The sequence below is a fragment of the Streptomyces sp. NPDC042259 genome, from assembly GCF_055582085.1.
Window position 1 is genome coordinate 389,460 of sequence record NZ_JBVJDW010000001.1, and the last position, 18,549, is coordinate 408,008.

16 protein-coding genes are annotated in these 18,549 nt (G+C 67.0%); 9 read left to right on the forward strand and 7 right to left on the reverse strand.

Translation table 11 applies throughout. The features are described from left to right. The first annotated feature begins 9 nt into the window (after positions 1-9). Positions 10-690 carry a DUF4191 domain-containing protein gene (locus ACZ6MA_RS01785; protein WP_469430241.1) on the forward strand — a complete coding sequence of 227 codons (681 nt, stop codon included), beginning with the start codon at positions 10-12 and terminating at the stop codon, positions 688-690. A gap of 142 nt (positions 691-832) precedes the next feature. Here ACZ6MA_RS01785 and ACZ6MA_RS01790 read toward each other — a convergent pair whose 3' ends face one another. Continuing rightward, positions 833-1,300: an RDD family protein gene (locus tag ACZ6MA_RS01790; RefSeq protein WP_469430243.1), complete on the reverse strand. Its 468-nt coding sequence runs from the start codon at positions 1,298-1,300 to the stop codon at positions 833-835. Positions 1,301-1,534: 234 nt separating this feature from the next. Here ACZ6MA_RS01790 and glnA point away from each other — a divergent pair, with 234 nt between their 5' ends. Then, positions 1,535-2,944 (forward strand): type I glutamate--ammonia ligase, encoded by a 1,410-nt coding sequence (gene glnA, locus ACZ6MA_RS01795; RefSeq protein ID WP_130877418.1) that lies wholly within the window; start codon positions 1,535-1,537, stop codon positions 2,942-2,944. A 511-nt stretch (positions 2,945-3,455) separates the two neighbouring features. Here the strand turns inward: glnA and ACZ6MA_RS01800 are convergent. Continuing rightward, positions 3,456-3,689 carry a hypothetical protein gene (locus ACZ6MA_RS01800; RefSeq protein WP_469430245.1) on the reverse strand — a complete coding sequence of 78 codons (234 nt, stop codon included), beginning with the start codon at positions 3,687-3,689 and terminating at the stop codon, positions 3,456-3,458. 792 nt (positions 3,690-4,481) lie between these two features. On the opposite strand from ACZ6MA_RS01800, the gene ACZ6MA_RS01805 reads away from it, so the two are divergent. Beyond that, complete coding sequence (locus tag ACZ6MA_RS01805; protein ID WP_469430246.1) at positions 4,482-6,566, forward strand: tetratricopeptide repeat protein; 2,085 nt, start codon at positions 4,482-4,484, stop codon at positions 6,564-6,566. A gap of 28 nt (positions 6,567-6,594) precedes the next feature. On the opposite strand, the gene ACZ6MA_RS01810 is transcribed toward ACZ6MA_RS01805, so the two are convergent. Both ACZ6MA_RS01810 and ACZ6MA_RS01815 read right to left on the reverse strand, forming a co-directional pair. Next, complete coding sequence (locus tag ACZ6MA_RS01810) at positions 6,595-7,128, reverse strand: NUDIX domain-containing protein (protein ID WP_469430248.1); 534 nt, start codon at positions 7,126-7,128, stop codon at positions 6,595-6,597. Between the two features lies 1 nt (position 7,129). Beyond that, positions 7,130-8,485, reverse strand: a complete 1,356-nt coding sequence (locus ACZ6MA_RS01815; RefSeq protein WP_469430250.1) for a helix-turn-helix domain-containing protein — start codon at positions 8,483-8,485, stop codon at positions 7,130-7,132. Between the two features lie 444 nt (positions 8,486-8,929). Between ACZ6MA_RS01815 and ACZ6MA_RS01820 the strand changes: the two genes are divergently transcribed. The 3 genes from ACZ6MA_RS01820 to ACZ6MA_RS01830 all read left to right on the forward strand — a co-directional run bounded on the left by ACZ6MA_RS01820 (position 8,930) and on the right by ACZ6MA_RS01830 (position 12,401). Further along, on the forward strand, positions 8,930-9,994 hold the full coding sequence (locus ACZ6MA_RS01820; protein WP_469430251.1) for a phosphotransferase: 1,065 nt from the start codon (positions 8,930-8,932) through the stop codon (positions 9,992-9,994). A gap of 59 nt (positions 9,995-10,053) precedes the next feature. Further along, positions 10,054-12,018, forward strand: coding sequence for a hypothetical protein (locus tag ACZ6MA_RS01825; protein WP_469430253.1), 1,965 nt, complete (start codon positions 10,054-10,056; stop codon positions 12,016-12,018). A gap of 116 nt (positions 12,019-12,134) precedes the next feature. Beyond that, entirely contained in the window at positions 12,135-12,401 is a 267-nt protein-coding gene (locus tag ACZ6MA_RS01830; protein WP_469430255.1) for a hypothetical protein, read from the forward strand. Between the two features lie 143 nt (positions 12,402-12,544). Here ACZ6MA_RS01830 and ACZ6MA_RS01835 read toward each other — a convergent pair whose 3' ends face one another. Further along, complete coding sequence (locus tag ACZ6MA_RS01835; RefSeq protein ID WP_469431164.1) at positions 12,545-13,021, reverse strand: excalibur calcium-binding domain-containing protein; 477 nt, start codon at positions 13,019-13,021, stop codon at positions 12,545-12,547. 427 nt (positions 13,022-13,448) lie between these two features. On the opposite strand from ACZ6MA_RS01835, the gene ACZ6MA_RS01840 reads away from it, so the two are divergent. Both ACZ6MA_RS01840 and fxsT read left to right on the forward strand, forming a co-directional pair. After that, on the forward strand, positions 13,449-14,063 hold the full coding sequence (locus tag ACZ6MA_RS01840; protein ID WP_469430256.1) for a hypothetical protein: 615 nt from the start codon (positions 13,449-13,451) through the stop codon (positions 14,061-14,063). A gap of 310 nt (positions 14,064-14,373) precedes the next feature. Continuing rightward, entirely contained in the window at positions 14,374-17,091 is a 2,718-nt protein-coding gene (gene fxsT, locus ACZ6MA_RS01845; RefSeq protein WP_469430257.1) for an FxSxx-COOH system tetratricopeptide repeat protein, read from the forward strand. Between the two features lie 67 nt (positions 17,092-17,158). Here the strand turns inward: fxsT and ACZ6MA_RS01850 are convergent, their stop codons facing one another. After that, positions 17,159-17,434 carry a hypothetical protein gene (locus ACZ6MA_RS01850; RefSeq protein WP_469430259.1) on the reverse strand — a complete coding sequence of 92 codons (276 nt, stop codon included), beginning with the start codon at positions 17,432-17,434 and terminating at the stop codon, positions 17,159-17,161. A 121-nt stretch (positions 17,435-17,555) separates the two neighbouring features. On the opposite strand from ACZ6MA_RS01850, the gene ACZ6MA_RS01855 reads away from it, so the two are divergent. Next, positions 17,556-17,924, forward strand: coding sequence for an ArsC/Spx/MgsR family protein (locus tag ACZ6MA_RS01855; protein ID WP_469430260.1), 369 nt, complete (start codon positions 17,556-17,558; stop codon positions 17,922-17,924). Between the two features lie 55 nt (positions 17,925-17,979). On the opposite strand, the gene ACZ6MA_RS01860 is transcribed toward ACZ6MA_RS01855, so the two are convergent. Then, positions 17,980-18,498: a GNAT family N-acetyltransferase gene (locus ACZ6MA_RS01860; protein WP_469430262.1), complete on the reverse strand. Its 519-nt coding sequence runs from the start codon at positions 18,496-18,498 to the stop codon at positions 17,980-17,982. Positions 18,499-18,549: the final 51 nt, after the last annotated feature.

Sequence of the window (18,549 nt, forward strand, 5' to 3'; positions counted from 1 at the left end):
CTTCGCTACATGGCGAGGAAGGAAACATCCGAGAACCCTGGGCGACTGAAGCAGATCGCCCTGACCTACAAGATGACCAAGAAGGTCGACTCGAAGGTCGGTCTTGTCGTCGCGGCTGTGGGAATTGTCACCTTCGGTGTACTCCTCGCCATCGGCTTCTTGATCGACCACCCGGTCTACCTCGGCATCCTGGGCTTCCTGCTTGCCTTCCTCGCGATGGCGATCGTCTTCGGGCGACGGGCCGAGCGTGCTGCCTTCGGGCAGATGGAGGGCCAGCCGGGAGCGGCGGCGGCAGTGCTGGAGAACATCGGCCGCGGTTGGTCGACGACTCCGGCGGTGGCGATGAACCGCAACCAGGACGTCGTCCACCGTGCCGTCGGCAAGGCGGGCATCGTGCTCGTCGGCGAGGGCAACCCGAACCGGGTCAAGAGCCTGCTGGCGGCCGAGAAGAAGCGCATGGCGCGCATCGTCGCGGACACGCCGGTGCACGACGTGGTCGTGGGCGACGGCGAGGGCCAGGTGCCGCTCAAGAAGCTGCGCACCACGCTGCTCAAGCTGCCGCGAGTACTGCCGGGCGCGCAGGTGACGGTCGTGAACGACCGCCTCCGGGCGCTGGGCGATTTGATGAGCAACATGCCCATCCCCAAGGGTCCGATGCCCAAGGGCATGCGGATGCCGAAGGGCCGCTGAGGGTCCTAGGGCTTTACGCGAAGGGGCGGGGCGGAACCGAGAGGTTCCGCCCCGCCCCTTCGCGCTGTCTGCTGTTCCGGTCTTCTGCCCGGTCTTCTGCCCGGTCTTCTGCCCGGTCTTCTGTCCGGTCTTCTGTCCGGGATCAGATCCGCACCTGGACGGAACGGGCGAGCCGGTCGTGCAGCCCACGCGTGTCACGGTCCCAGATGACCGCCGGGACTACGATGGCAAGGAGGACGCTGCGCAGCAGCACCCGGGGCAGACCGAGCCGCCCGCCGTCCTCCGCGACGACCCGCAGGCCCAGCAGACGCTTCCCGGGAGTGCAGCCGACCGTCCCGACGGTGAGGAGGCTGAGCAGGAAGAAGATGAGCAGAGCCCAGTTGCCCGCCCGCTGGGGATCGCCGTTCGCGAGGAACGCGTAGGCGATGAGCATGCACAGTGCCCAGTCGATGAAGAGGGCCCCGAAACGCCGCCCGAGCGGGGCGACGGACCCGGATCCCTTCTCCGGCAGCCCGAGGCCCTCGCCCCGGTAGCCGAATTCGACGCCCATTTCCTCCGCGGCGGCGCGGGGACCCGAGAGCCACGAGCCGATTGCTTGCCTGTTGTCCACCCGTCCACGGTACTGCGACCGCATACGTTCCTTTCGGCCCGGGTCGCCCGTCAGCCTGTCCCCGCAGTGCGTCCCCGCAGTGAGAGGGCGTCGCTCCGGTTAACCTCGGCGAAACAAATGGGTCATGCTTGGGAAATCCCGTCTCTCTAGGGTCGGCCCCAGCGCGTCACCCGCACATGGACTGCGCCACCGAAGCAACCCCCGACCGCTCTCGGCCGGGCTAGGAGGAGTTGGATGTTCCAGAACGGCGACGACGCCAAGAAGTTCATCGCGGACGAGGACGTCAAGTTCGTCGACGTCCGCTTCTGCGACCTGCCCGGCGTGATGCAGCACTTCACGATCCCGGCGAAGGCGTTCGACCCGGCCGAGGAGCTGGCGTTCGACGGCTCGTCGATCCGCGGTTTCCAGGCCATCCACGAGTCCGACATGGCGCTTCGCGCGGACCTGTCGACCGCACGCCTCGACCCGTTCCGCAAGGACAAGACGCTCAACATCAACTTCTTCATCCACGACCCGATCACCGGCGAGCAGTACAGCCGTGACCCGCGGAACGTGGCGAAGAAGGCCGAGGCCTACCTCGCCTCCACCGGCATCGCCGACACGGCGTACTTCGGCCCCGAGGCCGAGTTCTACGTGTTCGACAACGTGCGCTTCGAGACCAGCGCGAACCAGTCCTTCTACCACATCGACTCCGAGGCCGGCGCCTGGAACACCGGTGCGGTGGAGAACAACCGCGGCTACAAGGTCCGCTACAAGGGCGGCTACTTCCCGGCCCCGCCGGTCGACCACTTCGCCGACCTGCGCGCCGAGATCTCCCTCGAGCTGGACGCGGCCGGCCTGCAGGTCGAGCGCCAGCACCACGAAGTCGGCACGGCCGGCCAGGCGGAGATCAACTACAAGTTCAACACGCTGCTCGCCGCGGCCGACGACCTGATGCTCTTCAAGTACATCGTGAAGAACGTCGCCTGGCGCAACGGCAAGACCGCGACCTTCATGCCGAAGCCGATCTTCGGCGACAACGGCTCGGGCATGCACGTCCACCAGTCGCTGTGGACCGGCGGCGAGCCGCTCTTCTACGACGAGCAGGGCTACGCGGGCCTCTCGGACACCGCCCGCTACTACATCGGCGGCATCCTCAAGCACGCCCCGTCGCTGCTGGCCTTCACCAACCCGACGGTGAACTCCTACCACCGCCTGGTCCCCGGCTTCGAGGCCCCGGTCAACATGGTCTACTCCCAGCGCAACCGCTCGGCCGCCATGCGCATCCCGATCACGGGCTCGAACCCGAAGGCCAAGCGCGTCGAGTTCCGCGCCCCGGACCCGTCCTCGAACCCCTACCTCGCCTTCTCGGCCCTGCTGCTCGCGGGCCTCGACGGCGTCAAGAACAAGATCGAGCCGGCCGAGCCGATCGACAAGGACCTCTACGAGCTCGCCCCCGACGAGCACGCGAGCGTCCCCCAGGTCCCGACCTCCCTCCCGGCGGTCCTCGAGGCCCTCGAGGCCGACAACGAGTACCTCCAGGCGGGCGGTGTCTTCACGTCCGACCTGATCGAGACGTGGATCGACTACAAGCGCACGAACGAAATCGCGCCGATGCAGCTGCGGCCGCACCCGCACGAGTTCGAGCTGTACTTCGACATCTAGGAGACGGGTCGGGTGCCCTGGGCGGGAGCGCTGTAAACAGGCTGTGACCTGCGGAAACTCTTTTCAGGAGTTCTCACTGTCACCGCTTGCTTTCCGCCCCCTTGTGCACCCGGTGCGCACCGCCCGGCCAAACCCCTGACCTGGCGTCAGACGTGACAGCGAGGGCCGCTACCCCACAGTCGGGGTAGCGGCCCTCGCTGCTTGGCCAGACTCTGGATGCGACGGCGGCCCTACTCCTAGTCATGGGTCGGTTTGGCGACCTGCAGCGATGGGCGCTGCAAGTCGCCGATCTGGCGATTACTGGCAAGGGGTACGACGGTCTTGATCGGGTGGCTGCGGACTGTGTGCGGACTGCGCGGCTGGCACTCATGCCGTCGGGAAAACCCGGTGCCGGTCTGGGAGCAGACGCATGGCGATGCGGTCCGTGCCTCGGCTGTCGCCTGGAGCAGCTACGGGTCCGGCCTGAGCTGCCAACTGAATCAGCCGACCGCCCGACCTGAGCGTGGGGATCTCACTGCCCGGGGAACTGGCGGCGGATAGCGCGGAGCGTCTGGTACGTGTGCCGAAGCATCAGATCAAGCATGCGGCTGGCTGCGCTGCGACGGTAGGGGTGCTGCGACCAAACAGCAGGCAGGACCACTCCCGCATAGAGCAGCAAGAACATGATGAGGAAGATCGTGCCGACCGGAGTGAATGTATCGATCACGAAGCCGATGCTCCGGCGTGTGGCGTCAATGAAGCGCATGCAGAGTCCTAGGCGAATCAGAACGTCTTGTCGGATGTGGCGGTCCGAACGCTCCCTGTCCAGTGCGGTGTTCAGCAGCCATGTCTGGCCAGTTGGACACAGCCGAGGTGATGGGGCTGGTCAGAGGCGTAGGCTCGTGGTGCATCAGGGGTGTGCGCTGGATAGACTGGACGGCAGGGGGGATGGATGGTCGTCACTGCAGGTTCCCCGTGTGGGGAGGATGCCTTCTTCGCAGACCTACGCCGACTAGGTGGTCTGTACCGCACCCGCCTTGCGCCATATCTACCTTTGAGAGCGTTGGCGCGGGCAGCCGGCATGCGCTCGCAGTCGACCGTGAGCGAATGGTTGCGTGGCAGCCGCTTTCCGCAGAACGTGGAAGCATTCACTGCAGCGGTAGCATCGCTACAAAGCACGGCTTCACGAGCGGGAATCGAGGTTCCCGCAGAGGACCGACCGCTGCTGGATCCAGGTGCATGGCGTGTTCGGTATCAAGAGGTCGCTGAGCGTAGAGCACAGACCGTGAGTATCGGGGTCAGGCGTGAACGTGCCGTGACCGCCTTGGCAGGTCATGACGCTATGGCGCGTATCGCAGCGCTGGCTGACCCTCCACGGGCTGTGATGCAGTGGCGTCCTCAGCAGCTTGGAGTCCACCCCGCGATCTCTGGGCCGACAGGCATTTCGGGCTCGTTGAGCCCATCCGACGGCGGCTTCGTTCTGCCGTCATACGTGGAGCGTCGACATGACCAGGCATTGCGTGCCTGTCTGGATAAGACTGCTAGTGGCCAAGATGCGATGTTCGTCGTGGTGCGTGGCGAGTCATGTACGGGAAAGACTCGTACGGCCTATGAAGCAGTACGCGCTTGCCTGTCCGACTGGGAATTGGTATTCCCGAAGGACTCTGAAAGCCTGTTGGAGATCCTGGCTGCTGACGCCCTGGGCGCGCAGACGATCGTTTGGTTGAACGAGGCTCAGGAATTCTTGTCGGGCCCGTTGGGTGAATCGGCAGCTGTGACTTTGAGGCGGCAGCTTGAACAAGATGTCCCTGTGGTGATCATTGCGACCCTCTGGCCAGCGCACTACCGCGCTTTGACCGACAGGCCGGAAAGCGGGGGGAACGACCCACATCGCCAAGCGCGGGCATTACTCTCCCAGGCAGCTCTCTTCAGCGTTCCCGACGTCTTTCGAGGTTCCGCCTTGCAGGCTGCGCGGTCCCGGGATGATTCGTCATTGCGCACCGCCATATGTACCAGCACAGGCGGTGCGATCACGCAGACTCTCGCGGCGGCACCCCAACTGGTCGACCGCTATGAACAATCAGATGGAGTTCCTGCCTGCTACGCAAAAGCTGTCATCACAGCAGCTATGGACGCCCGCCGTCTCGGGCATACCTCGCCATTGCCTGCCAGTTTCCTCGAGGCCGCGACTCCTGGTTATCTAACGGAAGCGCAGCGAGCCGCCGCTCCGTTTGACTGGTTTTCTCAGGCTATAACTTATGCGCGGACAGAAGTGATGGGAGTTGTGGCACCCCTTGGCGATGTGGCGAACCCGGGCGGTATGGGGTCACTTCCAAATGTATACCGACTAGCCGATTACCTAGACCATTATGCCCGCAGGCTGCGTCACCACCATTTTCCTCCGGCCTCATTCTGGGTCGCAGCGGAACAATACGCAGCCAGTCCTGCGGATCTTTATGGCCTGGCCAAGTCTGCAGATCGACGTGGTCGATTTCGCACAGCAGAGAGCTTCTTCTCACGTGCTGCTGCGGATGGCCATCCAGAGGCGTGGGCGGAGTTGGCGTATTTTCATCAGGATCGGTATCCCCTGAGAGAGGCCGAAAAGCTGGCATGGAAGGCTTTGAAAGTCGGCTTTCCTGACCCCCTGTTGAACCTGGCCCTGATGCATCAAGAAGAGGGAAGCCATGCGGAAGCAGAGCGACTGTCGCGGGCTGCCGCCGACACGGGGAATCCAGTGGCTCTGCTTGCACTGGCCCAGATGCCGAAGTATCTCGAAACTACGGAGGAAGCGGAACGGCTTGCAAGTGCTGCCGCTGATCTTGGTGAGGTGGAAGCCCTGACGCTGTGGGGTCGTCTTCGAATGCAGGCAGGGGACATCGAATCTGCAGATAAGCTATTCCAGCAGGCTATTTCCGCTGGAGATGCATCGGCCGCCTTTGAGTTGATGCAAATGTGGGAAAGGGCTGGCGACCGGGCGAAGGCAGAGAGCGCGGCACACCAGTCGGCAGACCTTGGTGATTATTTCGCGCTAGCAACACTTGCAGCCTTCCGTGTCGGTTCGGGGACGGGTTCCCGAGAAGATAATGAGCGACTAGCTCGAAGTGCTGCAGAATCCGTTGGCGCACAGTTATCTGGGGTATGGGATGCACCTTGGCATGTATATCAGGGGCGATGGCTTGCTCTTTCGGTCCTAGCGACATTGGCTGAAGAGGCGGAACACGGCTCAGGCGAAGAGGTATATCTGGAGGCAGCAGCGGAAGGCGACCTCTATGCCTTTAATCAATTGGGTCACTACAGGCGCGCCCTTGGCGACTTGTCCGGAGCTGAAAGGATCTACAAGAAGTCGGCTGAACTTGGTCATAACCAAGCACTAAGCGCCCTCGTATGGATGCGAGAGAAGGCTGGGGACATAGCTGGCGCCGAGGAAATCTGCCGAACTGCCGTAGATGCGGGACATGCGGGGACTCTCGGAAGGCTCGCTTCAGTCCTGGAAAAGAGGGATGGTCGGGAGCTCGGGGAACATCTGTTTATGTATGGCTTGGCTCTGGACGGATCCATAGCGACGGAATGGCAGCCACGCTCAGCCGAACCAGAATGGTGGGAATCAGTCATTGAAGGGGGTCGCTTCCAACAAGGGGGCTGAAGCGTGCCCGATGGTCGATGCGGACTTTTTACCTCCAACTGTCGAGGGATACCTGGGGGCCCCCGGCAAGGTACCCATGCAGAGCGCTGGCAGTGGTGTCCACGAACCTTTTGGGGAGGGCATCCGCGTTTACCCAGCGGACCTGGGCGTGCTTGCGTGGTTCGCGGTTCTCGGGCTCGCCGGTCCATTCGTGGGCGACGAAGACGACCGTGAGGAAGCCGTTGGGTGCCTCCACGCCCCAAGCGCTGTGGATGATGTGGGCGACCTTGAGCGTGTCCGGCTTCACGGTCAGACCGGTCTCCTCGTACAGCTCACGTACGGCCGTCTCGGTGATCGGTTCCCCCGGCTCGCTCTTGCCGACGGGGAGGTCCCACATGCCCTGGGCGAACTTGGCGTTCTGGCTGCGCTGGAGGAGGACGACGCGGTTGGTGGCCTTGTCGTGGACGATGACGGCGGCGACCAGCAGGGTCATGGATTCCAGGGCGGGCTTGAGTGCCGTGGACTGGTCATCGGTTGTCGGCTGAGCCACGGGGGTCCCTTCGTCGGCCGGGTTGGTGGGCATGTTAGGCGAGCGCCTCCCGGGCGCGACGGGCGAGTTCAGCGGCGCCGGGCACTTTCCGCCGCTGATAGACCGCCAGGGTTGATCGGATGGAGGTGATCGCCTTGCGAGTGCGGTCGGAGGTCATGCCCGCCATCAACGTGAGGGCCTCGTTCCAGGCGGCGACGGCCTCATCAGCGCGGGCCTGGGCGGCGAGGCTATCGCCGAGGTCGGCGTAGGTGAGGGCGTGGACACGCTTGTACTTCTCGGGGTCCCAGCGGACGAGCGCGTCGCGGTGCTGCTGCTCGGTGCCGACGTGATCGGCGAGGTCTGTGAGCGTACGGGCCGTGTGGCTGGCGACGGTACCGGCGGCTGGCCCACTGACGACGGAGAAGCTGGGCTGTGGGCAGTCGTCGCGGAGCAGGGCGTCCTCGGCGGCGAGCAGGGCGCGGGCCGCTGCGGGCCTCTCGTGGACTGCGGCGAAGGCGCGGGCGTGAGTGATGTGGAGCAGTGCCTCGGTCTGGCCGTCGACGTGGCCGAGGCCGCGGCTGAGGGCTCCTTCGACGAGGTCGACGCAGTGGTGGGGCTGCTTGAGGCTGAGGGCCTGGTGAGCGAGGGCGCGCATCATGCAGGCGGCGTGGCCGTGCGGGTCGGCTTCGCAGGCGAGCTGGTAGCCGACTTGGTAGTAACGCTGGGCGGCACCTTCCTGGCCGAGGTCGTGGTGCTTCCAGCCCGCGAGGTAAGCCAGCTCGGCGACGGCGCCGAAGGCGGCGCGGCGTAAGGCGTCGGAGGGGAAGCGGGCGCGGAGCATCGGGGAGGCGGTGTCGGCGAGGTAGGCGGTGACGGTGGTGAGCCCGTGACCACCGCCCAGGCGTTCGTCGGCCACACTGAATGCGGCGGTGATCTGGCGAACCACCTCGACGTCCTCTGCCCCGACCAGGGACCTACCGGTGCGTGCGCGAAGCATGCGGGACGCCGCCTCGTGGTCGTAGGCCAGGGGCATCGCCACGCCCGCGGTGGTGAAGGCGGCCACGGCCAGGAAGCGGCGTCGCTCGACGTCGGCGCGGCCGAGGTCGGTGGCTGTGACGACGGGATCGGGGTCGTCGGGAACAGTGGCTTCGGGGTGGCGCAGGCCGATCTCGGTGAGGGTGATGGTGCGGCCGGCCCTGCGTGAGAGAGCTTCCGCCAGGTAGTGGCCGGTCTGACCAGTGGGCTGCCGCGTGCCATTCACCCAGTGGGAGATCGCCGACTTGTTCGTGTGGATGATCTCGCCGTTCTCCGCAGCGATCCGGCGCACATCCTTGGCCAGCGCTTCGTACGTACAGCCGATCGCGTCAATGACCTCGCGCAGACGGATATTGGGTCTGTTGGTTGCTGCCATGACCTCCCCCGCCCTGGGGCTGTAAACCACGTATACCGCTTGGCCTCGCTCTCACCGTACCCACTATGCGTGACGGCCGGTTCACTTAATCGCAGCCGCCCGGAAGTGCCCGAAGGCAATCCCGGCTCTCCCCCTTGATCCCGGCATCCCCCTCAAGCTCCGTGCTTTCGCCATGCCGACAGCCCGTTGCATCCCTTCCCCCAAAGGAGACGACAGTGACGTACAAGTCCCGTACGGCCAGCGGCAGGAAGCCCCTTGGCGACTGGCTGAGCGTGTCGTTCGGCTGGGTGTGGGCTTTCAACACGCTCTCGGTCGCGACGTCATGGCCAGAGGGTCACTGAGATGGCGGGATCATTGAGCGCCGTCCCGGCGACCGCGGCCGTCTTCGCCTACGCGGACCAGCAGATCGAACAGGCCGCGGCCGAGTTGTGGCCAGGCGCCGAAGTGCGGCTCGGCCAGCACACGCCGAGCGTGACGACCTACGTCCGGCGCCTGACGCTGAACGGCCAACCCCTATACGCGAAGGTCTCGCTGCTAGGGCTGTCACTGGTGTCGGTGCTGCGGGGCACCGCCGGGAACTGGGCCACGGTCCGGGCGACCCAGGCCGCCTACCGGGGATCGCCGGGGACACTGCTGGAGCGGGAAGCGAAAGCCCTGGCCATCCTGGGCGACGAAGCCGGAGTGCTGGCCTGCCCGGTTACCGGGTACCACGGTGGAGTGCTGTTCACCGAGCCGGTGGCGGGGCCAACACTGGCCGACCTGCTGGCCAAAGAGCCGCACCGCACAGGCGAGCTGATGACCCGCGTTCTGGTCGAACTGGCGGGCCTCCAGCGGCCCGCCGTTGCCCGGGCCGTCGATGAGTCAGCGATCACCGAACGCGGCATCGGCTCCACCTTCCAACGCAAGTTCAACGGCATCAGCAGCTCCACTTACCTGCGCCAAGCCGGTGACACGGGCGAGATGCTGGCCCCCGTCGTCGGCCGGCTCCGGCATCTTCGGCCGGCTCCGGCGGCCGGGAGGCGGCCAGTGGTCTACGGCGACCTGAAGCCCGATCACGCAATCTTCCCCGACGGCCCCGATGGCCGTCCGGTCTTCCTCGACCCCGGCCTGGCCCGGGGGCGGCCCCAGACGGATGTGGCGAAGCTGGTCTCGCGAACCGTGCTGAACCTGATCGCATCCCCGCCGGACCGGGCCGCGGCCGACGCGACGACCGCCGGCATCGGGGTGTTCGCCGACGTGATGACGGCCGACCTGAGTCCCGACGAACGGGCCGCATGGGTCAAGCACCTGGTGGTGCTGTGGCTGATGGACACCACCAACATCCTCAGCACCTACCTGACCAGTCCGGCCGATCTGCCACTGCCCGAACACGCCGACAAAATCACCCGGCGGACAAAGGCGGTGGTCACCCTCCTCGACCGCGCCACCGCCCACCTCGTCGTCGGTACGGACCCGCGGACAGTATGGCGGCGGGCCCTGACCGACGCGGCGAAGGCGGCGGACCGGTGACGGCGTCGGCTGGTTGTATCGGGGTCATCGGTGCCGGGGCCGTCGGCCAGAGTGTGGCCATGCTGCTGACGGCTGCCGGCTGGTGCGAGTCCGTCCGCATCGTCTCCCGCACGGGCGTCTCGGCACAGGCCCTGGTGACCGATCTGGAGGACATGTGCCAGGTCACCGCCTCCCCCGTCCGGGCGGTTCACGCGGCGGATGCCGGTCAACTCGTCTCCTGCGAGGCGATCGTGGTCTGCCCCAGGGCCGACTTCACCAACACCGCCCGCACAGACGTCCGGATGGCCGGGCTGAACGCGAACGCCCCCGTCATCGCGGACCTGGCCCGGAGACTGGCCCACTACCAAGGACTGGTGGTTGTGGTGACCAACCCGGTCGACCTCATGGCCCGGCTCTTCGCCGAGGTCTCCGGCTGTACCCGCGTCTACGGGGTCGGCTCGAACACCGACACCGCCCGCTACCGCCTCGCCCTCGCCCGCCTTCTGGACGTGCCCCCGTCAGCCGTGGATGGTCACGTGATCGGCGAGCACGGTGACCAGGCGGTGGCGTGCGCATCGGCCACCCGCGTCGGCGGCCTGCCCGTGCCGGTGCCGCTGCGACAGGTCCGCGACGAGCTGGCAGAGCGGCCCCGGCGAATCAACACGGGCCTCGGTCGAACACGCTGCGGCCCCGCCGGAGCGGTGATCGCTGCCCTCCGTGCCGGCTTGGGCCTGAACGACATGGTGGTGGAGCTGTCCGTCAACCACGAGGGCCGGTGGATGGGAATTCCGTTGCGCTTCACCGCCGGAACCCCGACCGTGTGCCTCCCCCGGCTGGACGCCGCCGAGGCCCGTCAGCTGGTAGCCGCCGACGCCAAGCTCCGTGATGCCTACGAGCCCCTGGCCCGCCTGCACATCCCCGCGCAACCCCGGCAGAAGGAGAAGACCGCAGTGCCCCAGACCGCTGTCCGTATCGCCACGGCCGCCCAGGCCGCAACCGTAACCAGCAACAGCCCGGTGGTCACAGACTGGGCTCTTCGCTACTTCGGCCCCTGGTGGAATGCCACCAGCACTGCCCCGGACGCCGACGCAGCAGTGATCGCCGACGTGAACCCCGACCGAGTCACCAAGGCCGCTCAGCGCGTGGCCGACCGCTCCCACAAGGAGACCGTCTACGCGAACTCGACCATGCACGTCGACCGAGACAACGACGGCACGGTGGCCGCCTCCCAGCCCGACGACAAGCTGGTCTACCGAGTCGAGCCCGGCGGCCCCCTGCGCATCTACGGATGCGAAGACGTTCCCGTCGCCCTGGCCGCCGCACGGCTCGCCCGCGAGGTCGTCCGCGGGCAGCTCTTGGCGGACGGCTGGTCGATCCTGCACGCCTCCGCCGTCGTCCGTGACGGGCAGACCGTACTGACCCTGGGTGGCAAAGGCGCGGGGAAGACCACTACCGCCCTTCTCCTGGCCCGCGCCGGCTGGCATCTACTGGCCAACGACCGCGTCTTCATCCGCCGCGAGGACGACCGGCTGCGGGTCCTGCCCTGGCCCTCGGCCGCCGCCATCGGCCTCGGCCTCCTCGACGCCCTCGGCTGGTACGACCAGGTCCGCGAACGCGTCCAGCGCGGCGAACAGCTCCACCCCACCCAGCACCGGAAAGTCACCGACGCTCTCCACTCCGGCAGCCGCACACCCCTGTGGAACGAGTCCGGCAAGGAACTCAAGCCCCAGTTCTTCCCCGACCAGCTGCACACCTGGCTCGGCCTGACCCTGGCCACCGAAGGACACGCCGCCCGCATCCTCTTTCCCGAGATCACCCCCGGCGCCGCGCCCGCCCTCCTCGACGAGGACCGAAGTGTAGGACCCGGCGACTTCTTCACCGCCGGTACCGAAGACCGCTACCCCGACGTCTTCAACCTCCTGTCCGCCGACATCCCCGCCTCTAAGCCCCTGCTCGAACTCCTCGGCCAGCTTCCCCGGCACGTCCTGGCCCTTGGACACGACGTGAAGGCGAACTCCGACTTGCTCACGCAGGTCACAGGCTGAACGCCGCGAACTTGCCGTGTGAGTGGCCGGTTCGCGGGGAGAGCGGTCCAGTGGCCGTCATGCATCGCCCGCCCCGACACCCGGCGCGATTCCTAGTGCTCCGATATTTTCGTCGCGTGACTGAGACTCCGTACGGCATCGGCCAGGGGCCGACGATCAGGGTGAGCCTTTCGCTTCCCGAGGGCACCGCTGAAGCCGTCAGGCAACGGGTGGGCAGGCGCGAGTTCTCCGCGTTCCTCGCGGCGGTAGCCGAGCGGGAGCTGCGAGGTCGGATCCTGGACGAGTACTTGGCTGACTATGAGCGCCGCGAGGGGCCAGTTTCGTCAGGGGAGCAGGCACTCGCGCGGCAGATCTTCGACGAGGTGTTCACCGCGGGAAGGTGAGTGACCCGCCCACCACCGCCGCGCGGCGGAGCCCTCAAGTGCCGGACGAGCCGGGATGGGCCGAGGCCGGCCGCATCGGGCTCGTCCGCAAGGCGCGCGTCGTCGTAGGCGCGGCGTCATCCGCGCGACGGCCGCCCGCCCCGTCATCGGTCGCAGGCGACTCCGTCGCCGTCGCGGTCCAGGCCCGGGCGGTAGCCCGGTTCACCGCGGTGGATCGGGGCCGCTCCGGCGGCGCGTGCCGCCGTGCAGTTGCCGTAGTAGGCGGCGCCGCCCCCGGACGAGCCGCCTGACGTACCGCCCGCGCCGTCGTCGGTCGGCCGGGTCGGTTCCGTCTGCGGTTCCTCCGGATAGTCGTCGCCGCAGGCGTGCCCGTCGCCGTCGGGGTCGAGCGCCGAACGGTAGCCCCGGTGCTCGTCGCGTGTCAGGCCCGCGTCGCGCGGTACCCCGCCCTGCCACGCCGCCGCGCATGACGTCCAGCGCCTGTCCTCGGGCCGCACCAGCGGCTTCGGCTTCGGGCTCGCGGTCGGCGTTGGCGAAGGGGACGGCGAGGAGGAAGGGAGCGGGGACGGGGACGGCTCCGGCGTCGAGGAACGCGTCGGGCTCCCGCTCGGCTTCGCCATCGCCGTCACCCGCTTCGGGGCCGCGTCCGGCTTCCCCTTCTCGGCCGGTGGGTCGGACGTGAGCAGCAGCGCGAACCACAGGAGTGACAGAACCGTCGCGATGGTCTTCTTGCGGCGCGGCCAGCGGCTCAGCCACACCCATAAGACCCCCACGGGCGGCAGGAAGAAGAGCAGGCAGACGATCAGCGCCGGGTGCTGCCACTTCGGCCGGGGCCCGGGCGGTGGCACGGCGTACGGATGCGGGTAAGGCTGTGGCACGGTGGTTCTCCCCCTGTGGCGCGGGTGCCTGCGCATCGGGTCCCGCACGCTACCCCCGCGGCGCGGCCGTCCGAGGGGATTGGCGGGTTGTTCACCCGGGGCCGTGCGCCGCCGGAGGCAGCTTCGTCATTCCCGCCCGGATCGCCGACGTGCCGCGCATGATGGGGGCATGCGCCCCCGCCACGCCCTGATGTTCCTCGCCGTGACGGCGTTGCTCACGCTGACCGCCTGCGAGAGCGGCGACACCGCCGACAAGCCCGCACACGCCGGAGAAAGCCGTGGCAAGAACGACGGCGGCACGGCCGTGCTGCCGGACCTCGTCGGCAAGGGGCTCCAGTCCGCACAGGACCAGGCTCAGGCCGCGGGCTTTCACCGCCTCGCCTCGCATGACGCGCTCGGCCGTGGGCGCATGCAGGCCTTCGACCGGAACTGGAAGGTCTGCTCGCAGACCCCCGCACCCGGTACCGCCCCGACGGACACCAAGGTGGACTTCGCAGCGGTGAAGCTCACCGAGGACTGCCCGGCGAAGGGCGACTCGGGTGGGCGCGGACCCGCCAAGGCCGGGGGCACGATGCCCGCGTTCACGGGGAAGTCCGTCAAGGTCGCCCGGCAGGCTCTCGACAGCTCGACGAGTCTCACGGTGAAGGACGCCTCCGGCAGCGGCCGCATGGTCCTGGTCGAGTCCAACTGGCAGGTGTGCGGACAGGATCCGAAGGCGGGCACGAAGCTGGACGGGCAGCCCGTGCGGCTCGACGCGGTGAAGTTCGGCGAGGGGTGCCCTTGAGCAAGGGCACCCCGTCCTGGGCCAGCGAGCAGGTCGTAACCGTGGACGGCTTCGGGTACGTCTACCGCGGACTCTGTCGCGACCACCAAATGACCAGCGAGAGTCGGAGCCTTTTGTCATCCTGGGTGGGGTCAACGCGGCAGCCAAGGGTTCTGTGAGGTTCGCATGGCCAACGAAGGCATGGTCGTTTCGGGGAAGCGCATTCATGGCTGAGCCGGGGCACTCGTTCGCTGTCTCGTCCGGTAACGGGAGCATCGCGGGGGCAGGTATCTTCACTGGAATCGCCTCCACGGGTGCGTACGCCACCATCGTGCAGCAGCAGGCCGATCGCGCAACTTTCCTCCCCGCAGAAGCCTTCACGCCCATGGGCGAGGTGGCGGCCCCTGCGGGATTGTTCCGACTGCCCGGGCGGCCGAGCCCATTTGTAGGGCGGTCGGCCGAACTGCGAGAACTGGACATGGGGCATGCGGAGTCGAGTGGCGTCACCGCGCATGTCATTCACGGCCTGGGCGGCATGGGCAAGAGCGTCCTGGCCGCACACTGGGCATCCGGCCGGGCGGAATCCTGTCATCCCGTCTGGTGGATCAACGCGGAGAGCCAGGCCGGCATCGACACGGGGCTCGCGGAGCTGGCTCAGGCCCTCCAGCCCGCCTTGCACAGCGTACTCACGATGGACGCCCTCGCCCAACGGGGCCGGCAGTGGCTGGCCACTCACAGTGGCTGGCTGATCGTTCTGGACAACGTCAGCTCTCCGACCGACGTCGCCCCATTGCTTGCCCTGCCGACGAGCGGCCATTTTCTGATCACCAGCAGACGTGCGACCGGATGGCAGGAATCGACGAGGGTCCTGCGCCTGGATCCACCAACTCAGCAGGAAGCAAAGTCACTGCTTACGAAGTTTCTCGGCGCTTCCGCCTTGCCATCCGAGGGCAGTGTCGCCGAGTTATGCAGCGAGTTGGGGTGTTTACCGCTGGGTCTGACTCAAGCCGGTGCCTACATCGCCGAGACGGGAATCAGTGTCGGGGACTACTTGGGGCGGCTGGCCGATTACCCGGCCGAGATGTATCGGCAGGCCGCCGAGGGCAGCGCTCCGGAACGAACGGTGGCCAGAGTCTGGCGCGTCACCCTCGACCGGCTCACCGAGACGTCCCCTCTGGCAGTCACTGTGTTAAGGATCCTCGCTTGGTATGACTCAGTGGATATACCGCGAGATGTCCTGATGGGGGTGGACGGAACTCTAGAAGCGGCTGAAGGTCAGTTCTACGGGCCTGTTGATGTGGACACCGCCGTCGGGCGATTGGCCGCCTACAACATGATCACTGTTGGCAGCGCTACCCGGGCTCTGACCGTGCACAAGCTTGTTCAGGACGTATCTCGTACCTCCGACCCCGAGGACCCTCACCGCGTACCCGAAGCGGTGCGATGGGGCAGGAATCTAGCCGTCGCGCATTTAGCGGCCTCTCTTCCCTTGGACTGGGGCGATCCCGCAGGGTGGCCGACTTGGACTGCGTACCTGCCTCATATCACGGTGTTGGCGCTTCGTCTGCGGGCCGAAGCCGACGACGACTCCATCACCACCCTTAACGCGCTCATCCTGTGCAGAGCCGGCCTCTTCCTCCAGTCTCAGGGGCATGTCTCCCATGCCTCCGCGTACCTGACCAGCGCGGGAGCCGATTTGGAGCGTATTCGTGGTCCCGAAGACCGCCAGACCATGGCCTGCCTTCGCTACCTTGCCGACAATCACCAGACGGCCGGGCTGGTGCACCAGTCGATCGCCCTCTACCGGCATGTCCTGACAGTCGTCGAAGCGACACAAGGACCCAACGGAAAAGAAGCCCTAGCCATCCGCAACAATCTCGCCCGCGCACTCCAGCAGGTAGGGAGGCTCGGCGAGGCATTGCGGCTGCTGGAGCGGACCTTCGCTGATGCCGTTCTCACACTCGGCACCGAGCATCAGCTGACCGGAAGCGTGCGGAGCAATCTCGCCGGAGCACTTATGGTGTCGGGAGCGGGAGACCGGGCGATTCCGCTGCTCCAGCACACTTTCGAGAGTCGACTTCGGAGGCTGGGCCCTGATGACTGCGCCACGCTGACGGCCCAGAACGCCCTGGCCATGGCATTCCTCAGCAAGGGAGACGCTGCCTGCGCCCAGCCTCTCTTTCTGCATGTTTCCTCTGCTCGGAAGAAGATCCTTGGGATCAATCATCCGGACACACTTGGGGCGCAGGGACATTTGGCTGCGTCCCAAGTGATGCTGGGAGAACTACACAACGCTCTCCCTCTGTTCGAAGAAACTACGGCCCGTACCGAACGGGTCCTCGGGGTGGACCACCCTGATCGTCTGGCTTCCTGCTACAACCTGGCCCTCGCCTATCTGGCCGACGGGCAGACGGCCCGGGCTGCGGGGCTACTCCAGCAGAACGTCCGAGACGCCGATCGCGTCTTCGGGAAGGAACACACTTCCACGTTCCTGGCCCGCAGGACTCTCGGCGTCGTATACCAGAAGGCGGGAAACGTGGGCCGTGCCATCCGTCTTCAAGAGCAGAATCTCTCGGAGGCATCACGGGTTCTCGGCCAGGACCATCCGGAGACGGTGGCGATCCGATCCTGTCTGGCCCATGCCTACCAAACCCCTGGGCAGTTGGCGAAGTCCGTTCCCTTCTTCGAAAGGGCATCGGTCGACATGGAGCGGGCCAAAGGCCCTGATCACCCCGATGCCCTCGTCTACCGGGCCAACCTCGGCACCGCTCATCTGGTGTCCGGGTCACCCCGCCCCGCAGTCGCCGTCCTGGAGCGCGCGCTCGCGGATCGTGAACGCGTATCGGGGCCCAGCCACCCGGAGACCTTGGTCATCCGCGGCAATTTGGCCACTGCACACCTTGCTCTCGCAAACGCGCGGCGGGCGATTCACCTGTACGAACAGAACGTCGCGCTCCGGGAGGATGAGCTAGGGCCTGAGCACCCGGACACCCAGAAAGCCCGCCAACGGCTCGCGTACGCCAAGAGCGTCCTGCTGTCCCCTTCATAGCCGGGCCCCCTGCTTCTCCCTCTCGCAGCAAGGGGTCGGCTTCCCTCCGTGTCCCGTCACAAAGCTGTCAGCACTCCTCGCGCGGGATGAGCGAGCGCACCATGCGGCAGGTCGTGTTGGAGGGCGTGTGCACGCCGATCTTGGCCGCGACCCTGCGGATCCTGCGGTTGTCCGCCTGCTCGGGGCGGTACACGCCGGAGTGGAGCAGGGCGATGGCCAGACGCATCGCCTTCAGCCGACGGTTGTGCGTCTCGTACCACCCGCGCGGGTGCCCGGCGGGCAGGCGCTTCTTGGGCAGGGTGGGGACACTGGGCAGGTGGGGAAGTGGGGTGGCTATGGGCATCGGCTTCCTCCCGGCAGGGGGCGTGTGCGCCCTTACTCAACTCCCCCCATTTTACTGCCGACCACTGACAATCGCCCCAGCTCAGACGGTATTTCATGGCCTTCGCGATACGGTGGCCGGCATGGAGATCTGGATCAATCCCGCCTGTTCGAAGTGCCGTGGCGCCATCGAGCTGCTCGACGCCGAGGGGGCCGGTTACACCGTCCGCCGCTACCTCGACGACGTACCCGACGAGGACGAGATCCGTGCCGTCCTCGACCGGCTCGGACTCGAGCCGTGGGACATCACGCGGACGCAGGAGGCCGAGGCGAAGGAACTCGGTCTGAAGGACTGGCCGCGCGAGGCCGCGGAGCGGGGGCGGTGGGTTGCGGCACTCGCGCGGCATCCGAAGCTCATCCAGCGGCCGATCATCACCGCCGACGACGGCTCGGCGGTGGTGGCGCGCACCGAGGAGGCGGTACGGGAGGCGTTGTCCCGGACCGCACGCTGAACCAACGTTGAGGCCGCGTCGAGCCGCGTTGAGGCCGCGTTGAGGCCTTGAGGGGTCACAGAGCCCTTCGGTAGCGGATCTCGGTGAGTTCCACCTCGCCGTACGGATCGCCGCGCACCGCCCCGTCGGCCGTGTAGCCCGCCGTTTCGTAGAAGCGGCGGGCGCGCGGGTTGTCGCGGAGCACCCACAGCAGGAGGGTGCCGAAGCGGCGGTCCGCCGCGTGCTCGTGCACCGCGTGGAGCAGGAGGCGGCCCACGCCCGTGCCGATCAGGTCGGGGCGGACGTAGAGGGCGTACAACTCCCCCGCCGGGCCCGGATCCCGGGTCGCACCCCGGTACGGGCCGAGGCTCGCCCAGCCGACCGGGCCGGCGCTGTCGTCGACGGCCACCAGATCCAGCCCCGTGCGGTCCGGCCGCGCGAACCATTCCGCACGCTGCCGGGCGTCGTCCTCGACCGTCATCGCGTCCAGATACGACTGCGGGACCACGCCCGCGTACGCCGTCTGCCATCCCGTCACCCGGATCCCGGAGACGGCTTCTATATCCGCTTCCGTCATCTCTCGCACACGCACCATCAGAACACCGTAGCCCTCGCGAAACGGGCTGTCGCCCGATTGATGATGCCC